The organism is Oxalobacteraceae bacterium OTU3CINTB1 (assembly GCA_024123955.1).
In the GTDB taxonomy this organism is placed as follows: domain Bacteria; phylum Pseudomonadota; class Gammaproteobacteria; order Burkholderiales; family Burkholderiaceae_D; genus Rugamonas.
Map to the genome: position 1 here is coordinate 6,378,612 of CP099652.1, position 18,319 is coordinate 6,396,930.

12 protein-coding genes are annotated in these 18,319 nt (G+C 64.3%); 5 read left to right on the forward strand and 7 right to left on the reverse strand.

The genetic code is table 11. From position 1 onward, the window contains the following. Positions 1 to 83: 83 nt before the first annotated feature. Entirely contained in the window at positions 84 to 851 is a 768-nt protein-coding gene (locus NHH73_27785; protein USX26317.1) for a TorF family putative porin, read from the reverse strand. A gap of 302 nt (positions 852 to 1,153) precedes the next feature. Between NHH73_27785 and NHH73_27790 the strand changes: the two genes are divergently transcribed. Both NHH73_27790 and parC read left to right on the forward strand, forming a co-directional pair. Further along, a complete protein-coding gene (locus NHH73_27790; GenBank protein USX26318.1) occupies positions 1,154 to 3,151 on the forward strand; it encodes a type IIA DNA topoisomerase subunit B in 1,998 nt (665 codons plus the stop codon). Between the two features lie 12 nt (positions 3,152 to 3,163). Continuing rightward, on the forward strand, positions 3,164 to 5,572 hold the full coding sequence (gene parC / locus NHH73_27795; GenBank protein USX26319.1) for a DNA topoisomerase IV subunit A: 2,409 nt from the start codon (positions 3,164 to 3,166) through the stop codon (positions 5,570 to 5,572). A 121-nt stretch (positions 5,573 to 5,693) separates the two neighbouring features. Here the strand turns inward: parC and NHH73_27800 are convergent, their stop codons facing one another. From NHH73_27800 to NHH73_27820, 5 genes are all read right to left on the reverse strand, one after another. Beyond that, positions 5,694 to 6,173: a hypothetical protein gene (locus NHH73_27800; protein ID USX26320.1), complete on the reverse strand. Its 480-nt coding sequence runs from the start codon at positions 6,171 to 6,173 to the stop codon at positions 5,694 to 5,696. 158 nt (positions 6,174 to 6,331) lie between these two features. Beyond that, complete coding sequence (locus tag NHH73_27805) at positions 6,332 to 7,789, reverse strand: IgA Peptidase M64 (protein USX26321.1); 1,458 nt, start codon at positions 7,787 to 7,789, stop codon at positions 6,332 to 6,334. Between the two features lie 187 nt (positions 7,790 to 7,976). After that, positions 7,977 to 9,233, reverse strand: a complete 1,257-nt coding sequence (locus NHH73_27810; protein USX26322.1) for a cyanophycinase — start codon at positions 9,231 to 9,233, stop codon at positions 7,977 to 7,979. A gap of 24 nt (positions 9,234 to 9,257) precedes the next feature. After that, complete coding sequence (locus NHH73_27815; GenBank protein USX26323.1) at positions 9,258 to 10,577, reverse strand: cyanophycinase; 1,320 nt, start codon at positions 10,575 to 10,577, stop codon at positions 9,258 to 9,260. A gap of 107 nt (positions 10,578 to 10,684) precedes the next feature. After that, on the reverse strand, positions 10,685 to 13,447 hold the full coding sequence (locus NHH73_27820) for a TonB-dependent receptor (GenBank protein USX26324.1): 2,763 nt from the start codon (positions 13,445 to 13,447) through the stop codon (positions 10,685 to 10,687). 223 nt (positions 13,448 to 13,670) lie between these two features. Between NHH73_27820 and NHH73_27825 the strand changes: the two genes are divergently transcribed. Together NHH73_27825 and NHH73_27830 are read left to right on the forward strand one after the other, a co-directional pair. Further along, positions 13,671 to 14,819: a M14 family metallopeptidase gene (locus tag NHH73_27825; protein USX26325.1), complete on the forward strand. Its 1,149-nt coding sequence runs from the start codon at positions 13,671 to 13,673 to the stop codon at positions 14,817 to 14,819. A gap of 21 nt (positions 14,820 to 14,840) precedes the next feature. Then, on the forward strand, positions 14,841 to 16,235 hold the full coding sequence (locus tag NHH73_27830; GenBank protein ID USX26326.1) for a YfcC family protein: 1,395 nt from the start codon (positions 14,841 to 14,843) through the stop codon (positions 16,233 to 16,235). A gap of 133 nt (positions 16,236 to 16,368) precedes the next feature. On the opposite strand, the gene NHH73_27835 is transcribed toward NHH73_27830, so the two are convergent. After that, positions 16,369 to 16,794 carry a GNAT family N-acetyltransferase gene (locus NHH73_27835; protein USX26327.1) on the reverse strand — a complete coding sequence of 142 codons (426 nt, stop codon included), beginning with the start codon at positions 16,792 to 16,794 and terminating at the stop codon, positions 16,369 to 16,371. A 106-nt stretch (positions 16,795 to 16,900) separates the two neighbouring features. On the opposite strand from NHH73_27835, the gene argH reads away from it, so the two are divergent. Then, positions 16,901 to 18,298, forward strand: coding sequence for an argininosuccinate lyase (gene argH, locus NHH73_27840; GenBank protein ID USX26328.1), 1,398 nt, complete (start codon positions 16,901 to 16,903; stop codon positions 18,296 to 18,298). Positions 18,299 to 18,319 lie beyond the last annotated feature (21 nt).

Here is an 18,319-nt window from a genome sequence, read left to right on the forward strand (position 1 = left end):
CGCTGGACCCAAAACCATCGCAGGGTCGTACCCCGTGGGGGGTACGACCCTTGCCCGGATTTACGGGCGAGTGCTAGAAAAGATCAAAAGACCTTGCTGATCATTAGCTGTAGCGCGGTTTTGCCGAGGAACTTGCCATTGGCTGGCGAGGCGTACGCCGTCTTGTCGGCATTCGTGCCGATCACCGCCAGCGAACCGGTGACCACGCCGAAGTCCTTGGTGGCGCCGACCTTCCAGTCGGTGTAGCTCGAGACGTCGTTGTGCTTCACCTTCTGGTGTCCGGCGTGCAGGTTGACGGTGAAACCGTCACCCGCGTCGATATTGGCGCCGACGTCCACATAGCCGCTGTTTTTGCTGTCGATGAAGCCGAACAGATTGGCCACCGCGTGCGAGTACTTAATATAGGCGGGGCCAAACCCGAGCTGCCCGTAGATCTCGGTGGTGTCGGCGTTGGCGAAGCCGCGCACGTTTTTCAGGTCGTTGGACGGATACACGTAGGTGAGCACGCCCACGTCGTACGATACCGCCTCGCTGACCTGACCGCGCTTGCCCGCGTAGATATCGACTTCGACATCCCCATCGCCACCCGCATCCTTGGTCCATTTGATGGTCGACATCCAGACGCCGGCATACAAACCGGTCGGATTGTTCACATAGTCGGCGCCGCCCTGCAGCGCGGGCTTGAGGCGCGTCTGCGAAATGCCCCGGTAGCGGTAGTCCGACACGACAGCGGCGTTGAAGCTCGTTTCGTTATCGGCCTTGGCGACGGCGGCCGGCGCGGCATCCTCGGCGCGGGACTGGCCGCAAACGAATGCGGCGCTGACGACGGCGGCAAGTAGTAATTTGTTCATGATGCGGTTCTTTCTTTCAGTGGTTGGAACATCCTGGGAGTGGTATTCGCAGCGATCAAAGCGCCGGCCGTTCGTGCATATCGAACTCCTGATTGATCGTTGCGATACGAATCAGCTTATCGGGGCGCCCGTAAAAACGGTCTAAAAAGTCACGCCCCCGTTGTAAACATCGTGTATAAATTGGCCCGCAGCTATTTTTTGTCCCGTTTTAGGCCTCGATCGCGTCCGGTTGAGGATAGAATACGCAAACGAACGTATAAAACTGTACATAAACCCAGTATTAAAATCACAAGCTTGAACGTATGGCCACTAAAAAACCAGTTTCCGATTACAGCGAATCATCCATCCGGGTCCTCAAGGGCCTGGAACCAGTCAAGCAACGTCCGGGCATGTACACCCGCACCGAAAATCCGCTGCACATCATCCAGGAAGTGATCGACAATGCCTCCGACGAGGCGCTGGGCGGCCATTGCAAGAACATCGTCGTCACGCAAAACGCCGACGGCAGCATCACCGTCGAAGACGACGGCCGCGGCATCCCGGTCGGGCTGCACCCTGAAGAAGGCGTGCCGACGGTGGAAATCGTCTTCACCCGCCTGCACGCCGGCGGTAAGTTCGACAAGGGCTCGGGCGGCGCCTACGCCTTCTCGGGCGGCCTGCATGGCGTCGGCGTGTCGGTCACCAACGCGCTGTCCAAGCGCCTGGAGATCACCGTCTGGCGCAAGGAACCCGATGGCACCGGCCTGCACAAGCTGGCCTTCGAGCACGGCGACGTGGTCGAGCCGCTGTCCTCCGTGGTCGCGCCGCGCGACGGCAAAAAGTCCGGTACCCGCGTCACCGCCTGGCCGGACGCCAAATACTTCGACTCGCCCGCGATCTCGCAGACCGAACTTCAGCGCCTGCTGCGCTCCAAGGCGGTACTGCTGCCCGGCGTGACCGTCACCCTGGCCAACGCCAAGACCGGCGAATCGCAAACCTGGCAGTACAACGACGGCTTGCGCGGCTATCTGACCGAGGCGCTGGCGCAATCGACCGACGGCGAGACCCTGATCCCGCTGTTCGAGGGCGCGCAGTTTGCCGGCCCGGACGCCGAAGGCTTCGCCGAGGGCGAAGGCGCGGCATGGGTGGTGGCGTGGACCGAGCAAGGCGCCGTGGTGCGCGAATCCTACGTCAACCTGATTCCAACGCCGAACGGCGGCACCCACGAATCGGGCCTGCGCGACGGCTTGTATGGCGCGGTGAAGAATTTCGTCGAGATGCACTCGCTGCTGCCGAAGGGCGTCAAGCTGCTGCCGGAGGATGTGTTCGCGCGCGTTTCGTTCGTGTTGTCGGCCAAGGTGCTGGACCCCCAGTTCCAGGGCCAGATCAAGGAACGCCTCAATTCGCGCGACGCCGTGCGCCTGGTGTCGACCTACTCCAAGCCTGCGCTGGAACTGTGGCTGAACCACCATGTCGACTACGGCAAAAAACTGGCGGAGCTGGTCATCAAACAGGCGCAATCGCGCCTGCGCTCCCTGCAAAAAGTCGAAAAGAAGAAGTCGTCCGGCGTAGCCGTTTTGCCCGGCAAGCTGACCGACTGCGAATCGACCGACGTCCATCGCACCGAATTGTTCCTGGTCGAGGGTGACTCGGCGGGCGGTTCGGCCAAGATGGGCCGCGACAAGGAGTTCCAGGCCATCCTGCCGCTGCGCGGCAAGGTGCTCAACTCGTGGGAGACGGACCGCGACCGCCTGTTCGCCAACAACGAGATCCACGACATCTCGGTGGCGATCGGCGTCGACCCGCACACGGCCGACAGCACGCCGGATCTTTCCGGTCTGCGCTACGGCAAAATCTGCATCCTCTCAGACGCGGACGTCGACGGCTCGCACATCCAGGTACTGCTGCTGACGCTCTTCTTCAAGCACTTCCCCGGCCTGATCGCCAACGGGAATATCTGCATCGCGCGCCCGCCGCTGTACCGCGTCGACGCGCCGGCGCGCGGCAAGAAGCCGATCCAGAAGCTGTACGCGCTCGACCCGGGCGAGCTGGTGGCCATCGAGGACAAGCTGCGCAAGGACGGCCTGAAGGAAGGCGCCTGGTCGATCTCCCGCTTCAAAGGCCTGGGCGAGATGAACGCCGAACAGCTGTGGGAAACGACGATGAATCCGGACACCCGTCGCCTGCTGCCGGTGTCGCTGGGCGCTTTCGCCCACGGCGAATCGGCCGCGCGCTTCAATATGCTGATGGGTAAAGGCGAAGCCGCCGCCCGCCGCGCGTGGATCGAAGAACACGGCAACGAAGCCGAAGCCGATATTTAATTTTGAACGACTATGACTCAAGCAAATCTCTTTGACGAATCCGCGGCAGCGCCGGCCCAAGCCGGCCAGCCGCCGCAGCCCCCCGTGCCTCCGGTTCCGCCGCAAGGCGGCGACGGCGACGGCCCGCCCGATGGCGGCGATGGCGGTGACGGCGGCGAAACGCTGACCCTGTCCACCTTCGCCGAACGCGCCTACCTCGATTACGCCATCTCGGTGGTCAAGGGCCGCGCGCTGCCGGACGTGTGCGACGGCCAGAAGCCGGTACAGCGCCGCATTCTGTACGCAATGAACGAAATGGGCCTGAACCCGACCGCCAAGCCGCGCAAATCGGCCACCGTGGTCGGCGACGTGCTGGGTAAATTGCACCCGCACGGCGACCAGTCGGTGTACGACGCCATGGTGCGCATGGCGCAGGACTTCTCGCTGCGCTATCCGCTGGTCGACGGCCAGGGTAACTTCGGCTCGCGCGACGGCGACGGCGCGGCGGCGATGCGATACACCGAGGCGCGGCTCACGCCAATCGCCAAGGTGCTGCTCGACGAGATCAATCTCGGCACGGTGGAATTCCAGGCCAACTACGACGGCTCGACCGAAGAACCGTGCCTGCTGCCGGCGCGCCTGCCGATGGTGCTGCTGAACGGCGCCTCCGGTATCGCGGTCGGCCTGGCGACGGAAATCCCGTCGCACAACCTGGGCGAGGTCACGCAGGCGGCAGTCGCCATGATCCGCAATCCGAAGATCTCGCACAGCGAGTTGATGGCGCTGGTGCCGGGTCCGGACTTCCCGGGCGGTGGCCAGATCATCACGCCGGCGGCGCAGATCAGCGAGATGTACGCCAACGGGCGTGGCAGCATGAAGGTGCGCGCGCGCTGGAAAATCGAAGAGCTGGCGCGCGGCCAATGGCAGGCGGTGGTCACCGAACTGCCACCGGGCACCTCGTCGCAGAAAGTGCTCGAAGAGATCGAGGAGCTGACCAATCCCAAGATCAAGATGGGCAAGAAGGCGCTGTCGCCGGAACAGATGGCGCTCAAATCGCTGATCCTCAACTCGCTCGACACCATCCGCGACGAATCGGGCCGCGCGGCGCCTGTACGCCTGGTGTTCGAACCGAAGTCGAAGAACCAGGATCAGACGGAATTCATGCTGATGCTGCTGGCGCATACGTCGCTGGAATCGTCGGCGTCGATCAACCTGGTGATGATCGGCGGCGATGGCCGTCCGCGCCAAAAGGGCCTGGGCGAGATTCTGCAGGAATGGATCGACTTCCGCTTCATCACCGTCACCCGCCGCACCAAATTCAAGCTGGGCAAGGTCGACGCGCGCATCCATATCCTGGAAGGCCGCGAGACCATCCTGCTGAACATCGATGAAGTGATCCACATCATCCGCAATTCGGACGAACCGAAAGCGGCGCTGATGGAGCGCTTCCGCCTGTCGGACATCCAGGCCGAAGATATCCTGGAAATCCGCCTGCGCCAGCTGGCACGTCTGGAAGCGATCAAGATTCAGCAGGAACTGGCCGAACTGCGCAAAGAGAAGCAGCTGTTGCAGGACCTGCTCGACAATCCAGCGTCGATGAAGCGCGCCATCATCAAGGAAATCGAAGCCGACACCAAGCAATACGGCGACGCCCGCCGCACCTTGATCGAAGAAGCGCAGAAAGCCGTGGTCGAACAGAAGGTGGTGGACGAACCGGTCACCGTCATCATTTCGGAAAAAGGCTGGATACGCGCGCGCACCGGCATCGGCCACGACGCCACGCAATTCACGTTCAAGGCAGGCGACACGCTGTATGGCGCGTTCGAATGCCGCACAGTGGACAACCTGCTCGCCTTCGGCAGCAACGGCAAGGTGTACTCGGTGCCCGTGGCCGCGCTGCCCAACGCACGCGGCGACGGCGTGCCGATCACCACCCTGATCGACCTGGCTTCCGGCGCGCGCATCCAGCATTACTTCGCCGGACCGGCCGCCACGCAACTGATGATGGCCACCAGCGCGGGCTTTGGCTTCATCGCCAAGGCCGGCGACATGGTCAGCCGCATCAAGGGCGGCAAGGCCTTTGTCACGCTGGACGAGGGCGACGTGCCGCTGCCGCCGGCGGTGGTGGCGGACGGCGCCAGCGCGGTGGCCGTATTGTCGGCCAACGCGCGGGTGCTGGTGTTCGGCATGGACGAAATGAAGGTGCTGACCAACGGCGGCCGCGGCGTCATCCTGATGGAGCTGGACGACAAGGAGACCTTGATCGCGGCCAAGCCGATCAGCCAGAAAGGCGTGATCGTCTCCGGCATCGGACGTGGCGGCAAGGCGCAGGAAGAGCGTCTGTCGGCATCGGCCCTGGCGGTCCACTTCGGCAAGCGCGCACGCAAAGGCAAAGCGCTGGCGACGAAGATCAAACCCACATCGCTGACGCCGATTATCTAGCACTACGGGTTTGGGGTCGGACCCGTAGGGTCCGACCCCGCTTTGCTGTGCGGGTTTGAATGCGATAAAAAGGCGAAAAAAAGACGAGCATTGCTCGTCTTTTTTATTGCCTGGCTAAGAATTAATGCTTAGCGGCGGCTTCTTTGACTTCGGCAGCCGATTTGGCTTTCACTGCGTCGGTCTTGTTGGCGGCCAGCGCTTTGTCTTCGGTGGCGTCAACGGTTGCCTTGATCGCTTTGGCGTCGGCTTTCACGGCCTTTTTGTTGGCCTTTTCTTCGGCTTTAGCGATGTTCTTTTCGCCTTTGGCGGCGGCTTTGGCTTTGTCTTCTGGATCTGCCTTGGCGATTTTTTCGTTCGCTTTGGCGGCTTCCACATTTACTTTAGCCTGGGCTTCGTCGTGGGTCTGGTTGGCTTTAGCGACGGCCTTGTTGGCTTTCTTGTCGGCTTTGGCATCAACTTTCATCTCTTTCTGTTCAGCCTTGGCGACGTCCTTGTTGGCTTCTTGCTGCGCCTTGGCGACTTCGTTGGTCTGTGCAGGGGTCTGTGCGAAAGCTGCGGTTGCGAACAGGCCGGCGATCAGGGTAGCGATGATTTTGCTCATGATATTTCCTCTCAAGTTTAATTTGGATGCGTTCTTATCTTATTAAGGCAGGGCCTTGGGCCTTGCCTGCGTCGCGCTCTTGTTTAGAAGCGCCAGATCACGTATCCAGAATAGCAACCCAAGCCGATGTGCTCTGTACGGTAGCGTACTAAAACCGATTATTCGCTTTTCGGCCGGGAGTAGAGGTCGACGATGGTGCTGATCCCGTCCGCGCACACGGAACAGAATTTGTCGCTGCGGTCGAACATAATGCACTGCATCTCGGGACGGTAATATCCCTTGGCCTCGTAGTTGGCTCCCTCGAAGGCGCCAACCACGTGCCGGTTCGGATCGCGCGAGAACAGTTCGTTGGTGTGCTGAAGGTCCTTGTGGAACAAGGCGCTCATCTCCGACTCCGGCCGGTCTGCCTTGCGCAGCGCGACGCGCTCCTTCTGGTACGCGCGCGACGCCGCCTCGTAGTCGTCCTTCTTCCACGGCGTCGGCAACGGCGTGCCCTCCTTGACGAACTTTTTCCACTTTACGTTGGCCGGATCGTGCAGCGCCGTCGCATTAGGCTCCCAAGGCTCCGGGCGCGTGGCGCCGCCGGTGGCGTAGGCCACCGGCGAGGTGTAGTACTCGTCGGCCAATCCGGCGAAGTGGTGGCCGAATTCGTGCACGAACAGATAGTTGGCCCAGTCGTTGTTGGCCGCCGCTGTGCTGAACTGGCCGAAGATGCCGCCGCCGCCATAGGTGTCGTTGTTGACGAGGATTTCGATGAATTCATAGGGCGCGTTCTGCGCCAGTTCGCGCAGCGCGCGGTTGTCGGTGGTCAGCACATAACGTTCGCTGCCGAAGATGTCGTAGCGCGTGCCCAGCGGCGAGGCGTGGTGCACGCCGGTCGATGGCCGCGACACGCCCGATTCCTGCGTCGGCAAGGCCAGCGCCCAGACGTTGAAGTCCTTGGCGCGCTCCTTGAACGGCGAGGTGTTAAACAGATGGTCGGCCAGGCGGCGCGCGGTCGCCTCGAACTTCTTCATCTCGCCGGCCGTGTAGCCGTCGCCCAAAATCAGCAGGTCGACCTTGTCCTTCGACGGGCCGTTGACGCGGATGCCGATCGGCTTTGCCGGCGTGGGCGCCTGCTTGCGCACCACGTCCATCGCGTCGGTATCGACGCTGGTCGTCCACACCACGGAGAAGGCGCCGCGCTCGTCGCGCTTGAGGATGCGCACCTTCACCGGCTTGTCCGGTTTCGGGAAGCGCACCGACTCCTGGAAGCCGCGATTGGTCTTGCCGGCTTCCTCGGTGCTGGCCCATTCCGCGAACACTGTTGAAAAGCCGCGCGAGTACAGCAGCTTGCCGGAGGCGGCGTCGACCACCTCCACCAGGTTGTTGCCGCGATTGGTGTCGTCGATGGTGCGGCGCATGTCGCCGGGCCACGGCAGCGGCTCGATCACCACACGCTCCACCGCATACTGCTCGTTGAGCGCGTTGCCGCTATGGATGTAGTCGAGGCGGACGGTGGCCGGTTGGCTGTCCGGCGAAGTCGCCGGTGCCGCAGCCAACGCGGTAACTGCGCCTGCGGACAGCGCCAATAGCAGCGCAGAGACAAAGCGGCGGGAGTGAACGAAAAGACTCATGGGATTCCTGGCAAGCGGTTGAAAACGTGACCGTTATTTTAGGTTGTCGCCGCGGTGGCGCAGCGAAATTTAGTATGGTTTCGCGTCACGCGCGGCAATTTTAGTAAGGAATAGCGCGGGCTAGTAGAGGTTAGCAAAGGTTAGCGGCATTTAGTAAAAGCCGCTTTTCAGCACCCCACCTCCCAGCCTAGTTTTTTTGCGTCGTCAGCGACTGCCCGATGTCGAGCGGGCGGATATCCAGCCGGACGTTGAGGATCGAGTAGCTCTGCACCGGCGCCGCCGTCACCGACGCCGATGTCGATGCATAGCCGACGCTGTCGCGCGTTTTGCTGAAGGTGAACTGGAAGCCCAACTCCGGCAGCAGCGACCGGGGACCACTAGTGGCGATGCCGATCGCCTCGACGCGGCGGTTGACGATCAGGCTCTCCATCAGGTCCACCACCGCGTTCCTGCCCAGGATATCGGGCGAGAACACCGGCTGGTGCAGCACCGCGTGTTCCGCCCGCAGCCGGCCGCCGGCCTTGGCCTCGGACGGCGTGAACACGTGCGAGGCCAGGTCGTAGCGGTCGCCCCGGTCCAGATAGCTGATCACCGCGTTGGAGACGTTGAAGCCGGCGCTGGCGGGGTCGGTGGTGGCGCGCGACAGGTCGATCAGCAGCGCGCCCTTGTGGCCGACGATTTCCACGTTGCGGCGGCTGTCGACCACCATGGCGGTGTTCTCGTCGATGCCCAGCCCGAATTTGTAGCCCTTTTTGAGCATCGCCGGGATCATGCGGGCGAAGCGTCCGCGCACCAGCAGGTGCTGGTCGACGAAGACGTCGTCGCCGATGAAGCCCAGGCCGGGCGCGATTTCGCGGCCTTCATTGACGCCGCCGCGCAGGGTGCCGAACACCGAATTCGGCGAGTAAAACATGGTGCTGCTCATGATGGCGGCGCCGGCGCTGTCGCCGGCCACCACGCCGCCGCCGCGGTAGACGTCCCACACCGCCTCCAGCACCGCGCTGCGGCTGCCGTCCTCGCGCACCAGCGCCTGCGTGATGCGGGACTGGTCGCCGCCGGAGAAGAACACGCCGCCGGCGCCGCGCACGGCCGCCGCCAACTCGCCATCCTCGGCCACCCGGCGGAAATCGCTGCCGTCCAGGCGCACCGCCAGCGGCACCATGAAGGCGGCCGCGCCGTAGCCATTGAGTCGCTCGACGATCCTGTCGCCGGTCCGCTGCGGATCGGCCGCCGCCGACGGCAGCACGGCGATGCGCGCGCCCGGCCCGCCGGCCAGCGCGACGATGCGTTGCCAGACGTCGGCGTTGTCGCCCCGCAGGCCGCCGCCGATGATCACCAGCGAACCTTTGGGAGCGGCCGGCGCGGCCAACGCGCCCTCCAGCGGAATGGCCAGCACCAGGACCGCCCCGATCAGGTGCTTCAACATGGTGCCCGGTGTGCGCATGGCGGCCGACTCCCGGTTCGCCCGCTACCGGTACCGGTAAAGCGGTTGTTGGAGCTGGATCGGCCGGATGTCCATCCTCAGCTTGAGCACCGAATACGCCTCCACCTCGGTCGAGCTGTAGCCGACGCTGTTGATGGTTTTACTGAAGCGGAATTCAAAGCCGATGTCCGGCGCCGAATCGCGCGGATTGCCGAAGGCGATGCCGATGGCCTCCTGCTGGGCGTTGTCGATCAGGTTCACCATCAGGTCCAGCACTGCGTTGTTGCCCAGGATGTCGTTGGTGAAAACGGTGCCGCGCGTGTCGGGCTGGTTCGGATCGAGCTTGTTGTCCGCCTTGTCGGCCGACGGCGTGAACTCGCGCGAGACCAGGTTGAATTTGTCGCCCCTGTCCAGATAACTGATGGTGGCATTGCTAATATTGAAACCCTTGATGCCACGGTCGGTGATCGCCGCCGACAAATCGAGCAGCAGCGCGCCGCTGTAGCCGATGATTTCCACATCGCGGCGGGCGTTGACCACCATCGCGCTGTTCTCGTCGATGCCCAGGCCGATCTGATAACCTTTTTTCAACATCACCGGGATCATGCGGGCGAAGCGGCCGCGCACCAGCAAATGCTGGTCGACGAAGACGTCGTCGCCGATGAAGCCCAGTCCCGGCGCGATCTCGTTGCCGTCGGTGACGCCCTGTTTAAGCATGTCCAGGGTGGCCTTGGCGTCGTAGAACATGGTGGTGCTCATGATCGCGGCGCCGGCGCTGGAACCGGCCACCACGCCGCCGTCGCGGTACACGTCCCATACCGCCTCCAGCGCCAGCGTGCGCGAGCCGTCGGGGCGCACCAGCGCCTTGGTGATACGGGCCTGGTCGCCGCCGGTGAAGTAGATGCCGGTGGCCGAGTGGATCAGCGCCACCACCTCCGGGTCCTCGGCGGCCTTGCGGTAATCGCTGTTGGGCAGCGTCACGCCGAGCGGGATGAAGAACGCCTGGGCGCCATATTGATTGAGCTTGTTAACCGTGTTTTGCGCCGACTTTTCCGGGTTGATCGAGGCCGAGCCGAATACGCCGATACGCGCGCCACGGCCGCCGGCCAGCTGCACGATGCGCTGCCAGACTTCGGCGTTGTCGGCGCGCAGGCCGCCGCCGATGATCACCAGGTTGCCCGCCGGCGGCGCCAGCACCGGCTTGGGCGGCGGTACCGCCTTGGCCGGCTTGCTGGCCTTGGTCCCCGACTGCGCCTTGGCCGACGACGTGGCGGCCGCTCCCTGGGCCGCATGCGCACTGACGCCGGCGAACACCAGCAGCCAAAGCAAGCAAAGGCGCTGGAACGTAGAACCTGTAAATTTCATGTTGCCCTTCCAATGATGAAACCGGCGCCGGGGCTTGCGCGCGGCGCCGTGGTAATACAGATGATACCAATCAATTACTTAAGCATGTATTACATTGTGGAGGGCTTTCATTTGAAGGCGTAGCTGGCGCTGGCGAAGAAGCGCCGGCCGCGCGGATCCGTGTAGGTCGGATCGTAGCCGGACAGGAAGAAATAGGCCTGGTTGGAGAACGGCGGCGCCTTGTCGAACAGGTTCTGGACCCCGGCGCGCAGCTTGAACGCCTTGCTCACCTGCCAGGCGCCCGACAGGTCCCACAGCGAGTAGGAGCTGACGCGGTTGGGCGCCACCACCGTGCCGTCGTCGGTGTTGATGGCCGAGTTCTGGTCGTGGTAGCCGCTCGAGAAGGTGTTCGACAGCGTTGCCGAATACGGACCCCGGTCCCAGTCGAAGTTGATGGTATGGCGCCAGCGCTGCACCACGCCGTCGGTGACGAAGCGTCCCAGGTTGCTCACATACGGGTCGCCGACGTCGTTCTGGATCTTCGACGTGAGCACGTAGGTGCCCGACAGGCGGCCGCCGAAATTGCCGGCCCAGGTGCGCACGCCGTTGTAGTCGAGGATCACATCGATGCCCGAGGCCTTTTGCGCGCCGCGGTTTTCCTTGCGCAGCTCGATGTAGTCGATCGCGCCGTCCTCGTCGCGGTGCACCAGGTTGCCGTATTTGGCCAGGTTGCCGAGGATGATGTCGTCGCCGATCTCGCTGATCAAGTCGGTGCGCTCGATGTTCCAGTAATCGATCGTCATCGACGCGTTTTTGGAAGGCTGGATCACCATGCCGGTCGAGAACTGGCGGCTGCGCTCGGGCTTGAGGTTGGCGTTCGAGTAGCGGCGCGTGCTCCAGTTGTCGGCGCAATCGGCCAAGGTGGCGTCTTCCACGGCGCAGGCCACGGGATCGGGCAAGGTGGCGGTGACGCTGTAGATGTTGGCGCGATACAGGTCGGTCATCGACGGCGCGCGGAAGCCGCGGCCGGCCGAGGCGCGGAACAGCATGGTCTTGGTCGGCGTGTAGCTCACGCCCACCTTCGGACTGGCGGCGCCGCCGACCACCTGATAGTGGTCGTAGCGCGCCGACAGCTGCGCCTCCCACTGCTTGGTGAACGGCAGCAGCAGCTCGCCGTAGACCGCCTTGACCTTGCGGCTGTTGCTGTAGGCACGCTCCTCCTCGGGCGCCGGATCGTTGTTGATGTTGTCGCTCAACAGCAGGTCCGACGGATTGTAGCTGGTGCGTTCGCGGCGGTATTCGCCGCCGACGGCCAGCGCGGCGTCGCCGCCGGCCAGCGCGCCGATCGCGTGCGAGAGCTTGAAGTCGACCGAATCCATGGTGCCGCGCGCGCGCCGCGCCACATCGTCGACCTGGATGCGGTTGAGCAGGTCGACGCCGGCCTGGCTCGATGGCCCGAACGGGTTGATCAAGCCATCGGCGATCCCCTGCAGCATTTGGTCCTTCAACAGGTAGCCGTGGGTGTCGCGGTCCTTGATCTTGTTGACGCTGTGGTTGACGCCGAAGTCATAGTCCCAGCCGGCGGCGGTGCCGGTCAGGCCGACCACATAGCGCTGGCTTTCGCTGGTCAACTCGGTGGCGCGCCGGCCGGCCTCGTTCATGCGCATGCGCAGGCCGACGGTGACCGGCGCGCCCGGATCGGCGTCTTCCTCCGGCGAGAGCGTGAAGCCGGCGAACGCCGGGATCTTCTTGTAGTCGATTTCGGCGTCGTCGGCGCGCGCGCCCGAGCCGATGTACCAGGTCTTCGAGCGGCTCAGCGCCACCTCGGCGTACAACTGGCTGTTCGGCGTGAGCTGCAACACGCCGCGTGTGAGCAGGTTGCTCTTGTCCGACTTGGGGAACAACTCGGTGTCGCGCATGTAATCGTAGGTACAGGCGTCGACGCCGCCGATGCCGGCCGGCAGATACAGGTTGGCCGGCGCCGCGCACGTCGGCACCGACGGATTGATGGTGCGGTTGGTGATCGGTTTGCCGTTGATGCGGAAGTTCTGCTCCTGCAGTTCATCGCGCTGGGCGCTGGAGAGGCGGATATTGGCCGGCGAGGTGTAGCCCGACAGCAGGTGCGGCAGGCGCTCGGGCACCCGCAGGTCGCCGATGAAGTCGCGCTGCGAGGTGCTCAAGGCGTTCGATTTCTGCACGTCGGCCACGGCGAAGACGTTGAAGCCGTCCTTGGACAGGTCGCCGAAACCGGCCGTGATGCTGGCCTTGCGCTTGCCGGCGCCGCCCTCCTGGGTCTTGAGGCCATAGGCGTTCAGCTCCACGCCCTGGTAGTCCTTGCGGGTGATGAAGTTGATCACGCCGCCGATGGCGTCGGTGCCGTACAGCGCCGAGGCGCCGTCGAGCAGCACTTCGACGCGCTGGATGGCGGCGGCCGGGATGTTATTGAGGTCGACGCCGGTGTCGTCGCCGGGCGAGGCGAAGTTGGCCATGCGGCGGCCATTGAGCAGCACCAGGGTCGAGGAGGTGCCGATGCCGCGCAGGTTGGCGCTGTTGAAGCCGCGCTGGTCGCCGCCGACGTTGATGCTGGCGCCGTCGGTGAGGCCGCCGACGTTGGCCGACAGGCGGGCCAGGATTTCGGAGGCGGTGGTCACGCCCACCTTGTCGATCTCCTCGCGGGTGATGACCTGCACCGGCAACGCCGTCTCCGACTCGATGCGCTTGATCGCCGAGCCGGTGATCTCGACCCGGGGCATCGGCTTGGCGGCGGCGGGGTCCTGGGCGGGCGCCGACGCGTCCTGGGCCAGCGCCAGGCCCGGTTGGCCGAGCACGCCGATCACCGCGCCCAGACCGATCGCGCGGCGCACCGAGCGCGCCATCGTGGAAATTCGCATACCGTGCAATTCAGCCATAGTTCTCTCTGGTAGTTATGTCATATGTAAATAATTCCAATCGACTAACTGTACGCAGTTCGCGGGGAAAACTCAAGAAAGCGCGTCCCGATTCGGCCCGAACGATTTACTTTGTGAAAATAGTGCTACATACTCAAGCACTAAAGCACGCGTTAAGCATCGTTAAGCACATCGCCGCACCGTCAACCTTCCCTGCCAGCCCATCATGCACGTACAAAAACACCCCCTTTCCGGCCCCCACAGCAGCACCGCTTTCGAACTGACCAGCTTCCACTTCGGCACTCCGGGCGCCGGCAAAAAGGTCTACATCCAGGCCTCGCTGCACGCCGACGAGGTGCCGGGCATGCTGGTGGCCCAGTTCCTGCGCAAGCGATTGGCCGCGCTGGAGGCGGCCGGCCAGATCGCCGGCGAAGTCATTCTGGTGCCGGCGGCCAACCCGATCGGGCTGGCGCAGGCGATCCACGGCGCCGCCTTCGGCCGCTTCGACCTGACCACCGGCGTCAATTTCAACCGCAACTACAAGCACGTGTTCGAGGACCTGAAAACATCGCTCGACGGCCTGCTCGGCCAGGACGCCGACGCCAACGTGCGCCTGATCCGCGAACACGCGCGCGCCTCGATCGCCAACTGGCGCCCGTCGACCGACGCCGACACCCTGAAAAAAGCGCTGATGACGATGGCGGTCGACGCCGACATCGTGCTCGACCTGCACTGCGACAACGAGGCGGTGATGCACATCTACGCCGGCACGCCGCTGGCCGGCGCCATCGCGCCGCTGTCGGCGCTGATGGGCGCGCACGCGCTGCTGCTGGCCTACCAGGCCGGCGGCGAACCGTTCGACGAGGCCTGCAGTCGCCTGTGGTGGGACCTGGAGCGCCACTTCGAGGGTAAATATCCGATTCCGCCGGCCTGCCTGTCGACCACCGTGGAGCTGCGCGGCGAGATGGAGGTCAGCTACGAGCTGGCCGAAAAGGACGCCGCCGCCCTGCTGCGCTTCCTGGTCTTGAACGGCGTGCTGCTGGACGACGGCAGCGGCGCGGGCGCCGCCGCCATCGCCGCCGCGCCGCTGCCGGCCGCGCTGTGCGAGGCCACGCCGCTCGAAGGGGTCGAGCCGCTGTACGCGCCGCACGCCGGGGTGCTGGTCTACACCCGCGAGCTGGGCGAGCGCGTCGCGCCCGGCGACGCCATCGCCGACTTGATCGACCCGGTCAGCGGCGAGACGACCACGGTGCGCGCCGGCGTGGCCGGCGTGTTCTTCGCCCGCAGCGCCCACCGCCACGTGCTGCGCGGGATGAACGTCGGCAAAGTGGCGGGCGCCCGGGCCTACCGCGCCGGCGATCTGCTGAGCCAATAAAAACAACGACCACGACGTCCCATGACCACCAAAAAATTCAAGCTGCCGCACACCTTCGTCCTGTTGTTCATCATCCTGGCGCTGATCGCCACCGCCACCTGGCTGGTCCCGGGCGGCAAATACGACACCCACCTGGTCGACGGCAAGCAGCTGATCGTGCCGGACAGCTTCCACTACGTGCCAAGCGCGCCGCAAGGCGTTGTGGCGCTGCTCAAGGCGCCGATCAAGGGCTTCGTCGAGGCGGCGCAGATCATCGGCTTCGTGCTGATCGTCGGCGGCGCCTTCGCGGTGCTGCAAAAGACCGAGGCGGTCGACTCGATGATCAAGGCGCTGGCGCGCGCGCACAAGGACTCGGCCTTCATCCAGAAGGCGCTGATCCCGGTGTTCGTCACCTTGTTCTCGCTCGGCGGCGCCACCTTCGGCATGAACGAGGAAGCCATACCGTTTATATTGATTTTCGTGCCGCTGGCGCTGGCGCTGGGCTATGACACCATCACCGGCGTGTCGATCCCCTTCCTCGGTTCGCAGGTGGGCTTCGGCGCCGCCTTCCTCAATCCCTTCAACGTCGGCATCGCGCAGGGCATCGCCGGCGTGCCGGTGTTCTCGGGCTGGGGCTACCGGCTGATCGCCTGGACCATCGCCACCGCCATCACGGCCGCCTTCCTGATGTGGTACGCGGCGCGCGTGAAAAAAAATCCGCAACTGAGCCCCACCTATGCGCTCGACCTGGAAAAGCGCAAGGAGCAGCCCGAGGGACTGGGCGAACTGCACGGCATGACCGCGCGCCACAAGCGCGTGCTGTGGATCTTCGCCGGCTCGCTGGCCATCATGGTGGTGGGCGTGGTGCACTACGGCTGGTACATCGACGAAATCGCCGCGCTGTTCCTGACCATGGGCGTGGTCATCGGCCTGGTGGGGCGTCTCGACTCGGGGCAGATCGTCGAAGGCTTCATCCAGGGCGCGCGCGACCTGGTCGGCACGGCGCTGGTGATCGCGCTGGCGCGCGGCACGATGATCCTGGCGCGCGACGCGCAAATCATCGACACTATGCTGCACGGCCTGACGCCGCTGGTGCAATCGTCCAGTCCCATTTTCACGGCGTGGAAGATGTTCGGCATCCAGACGGTGATCAACTTCTTCATCCACTCCGGCACCGGCCAGGCGGCGTTGACGATGCCGATCATGGCGCCGCTGGCGGACCTGGTGGGCGTGACCCGCCAGACCGCGATCCTGGCGTTCCAGTTCGGCGAGCTGACCACGCCGATGATCCCGACGTCGGGCATCACGGTGGGCGTGCTGGCGCTGGCGCGGGTGCCGTGGATCACCTGGGCCAAGTGGATGATCCCGTTGCAGCTGATCTACGCGGTGATGGCGCTGGCGCTGCTGGTGCCGCCGGTGCTGATGAACTGGCAATAGGATAAAGAGCCAATCTAAAACCCGTAGGGCGGATTAGCGCAGCGTAATCCGCCACTGCGTGCGTTACGACGGCGCATGCAATGGCGGATTACGGCGTTCCGCCTAATCCGCCCTACGTATTTGTTCTACAACGCTAATTGCGGTAGACGTCGGGGCAGTAGCGCTCCATCAGGGTCGCCGGGCGCACCGGCGGCGTGAACCCGAACTGCGCGTACAGACCGTGCGCGTCGAAGGTGGCCAAGGTGAAGCGCCGCAGGCCCTGCAAATCCGGATGCGCGACGATCGCCTCCATCAGCCGCTTGCTGTGCCCCTGCCCCCGGTGCGCCGGCAGCACGAACACATCGACCAGGTTGGCGAAGGTGGCGCAATCGGTCACCACGCGCGCGAAGCCGATCTGGCGCCCGTCCAGATACACCCCGAAGCACAATGAATTGGCGATGGCCCGCTCCAGCAGCGCGCGCGGCATGCCGACCGCCCACGTCGATTGCTCGCTGAGGAATTGGTAAATCAGGGGCACGTCAAGCCGGCCCTGGTCGGTGCTGATCTGCGCTGTCGTCATGTTTTACGTGGCCAAAATAGCAATAATGACATATTTTTGAGCAGTTGACGGTTTATAATCCGTCCTGCCTATCGACACCAATACCGCGAAAGCCATTCCCACCACTATGACCGCACAACTGTCCAAAAAGAGCGAAGCCTGGTCGGCCCGCTTCAACGAACCTGTTTCCGACCTCGTCAAACGCTACACCGCCTCCGTCTTCTTCGACAAACGCCTGGCCAAGGCCGACATCCAGGGCTCGCTGGCGCACGCCGAAATGCTGGCCTCGCAGGGCATCATCAGCGCCGCCGACCGCGCCGAGATCGAGCGCGGCATGGCGCAAATCGCGTCCGAGATCGACGCCGGCCAGTTCGAGTGGCTGCTCGACCTGGAAGACGTCCACCTGAATATCGAAAAACGCCTCACCGAACTGGTTGGCGACGCCGGCAAGCGCCTGCACACGGGCCGCTCGCGCAACGACCAGGTGGCCACCGACATCCGCCTGTACGTGCGCGCCGCCATCGACGACGTGGTCGAACTGCTCGGCGCCCTGCGCGGCGCGCTGACCGACCTGGCCGAGAAGAACGCCGACACCATCATGCCCGGTTTCACCCACATGCAGGTGGCGCAGCCGATCACCTTCGGCCACCACATGCTGGCCTACGTCGAGATGTTCGGGCGCGACGCCGAACGCATGCTCGATTGCCGCAAGCGCGTCAACCGCCTGCCGCTGGGCGCGGCCGCGCTGGCCGGCACCACCTTCCCGATCGACCGCGAACGCGTGGCTAAAACGCTGGGCTTCGACGACGTTTGCCACAACTCGCTCGACGCCGTCTCCGACCGCGACTTCGCCATCGAATTCACCGCCGCCGCCGCGCTGATCATGACGCACGTGTCGCGCATGTCCGAGGAGCTGGTGATCTGGATGAGCCCACGCGTGGGCTTCATCGACATCGCCGACCGCTTCTGCACCGGCTCGTCGATCATGCCGCAAAAGAAAAACCCGGACGTGCCGGAGCTGGCGCGCGGTAAAACGGGTCGCGTCTACGGCCACCTGATGGGCCTGCTGACCCTGATGAAGGGCCAGCCGCTGGCCTACAACAAGGACAACCAGGAAGACAAGGAACCGTTGTTCGACACCGTCGACACCGTGGTCGACACCTTGCGCATCTTTGCCGACATGGCCGGCGGCATCAGCGTCAAGCCGGAGGCGATGCGCGCCGCCGCGCTGCAAGGCTACGCCACCGCGACCGACCTGGCCGACTACCTGGTCAAGAAAGGGCTGCCGTTCCGCGACGCCCACGAAGCCGTGGCGCACGCGGTGCGCGCCTGCGACGATCTGAAAATCGACCTGGCTGAAATGACGCTCGACCAGCTGCGCGCCTACTCGGCCCTGATCGGGGACGACGTGTTCGCCGTGCTGACGCTCGAGGGCTCGGTGGCCGCGCGCGACCACGTCGGCGGCACCGCCCCGAACCAGGTGCGCAAGGCCATCGCCCGGGTGCGCGCACAGTTGGCGCAGTGAGCGGAAATCTGCCAAATTAGT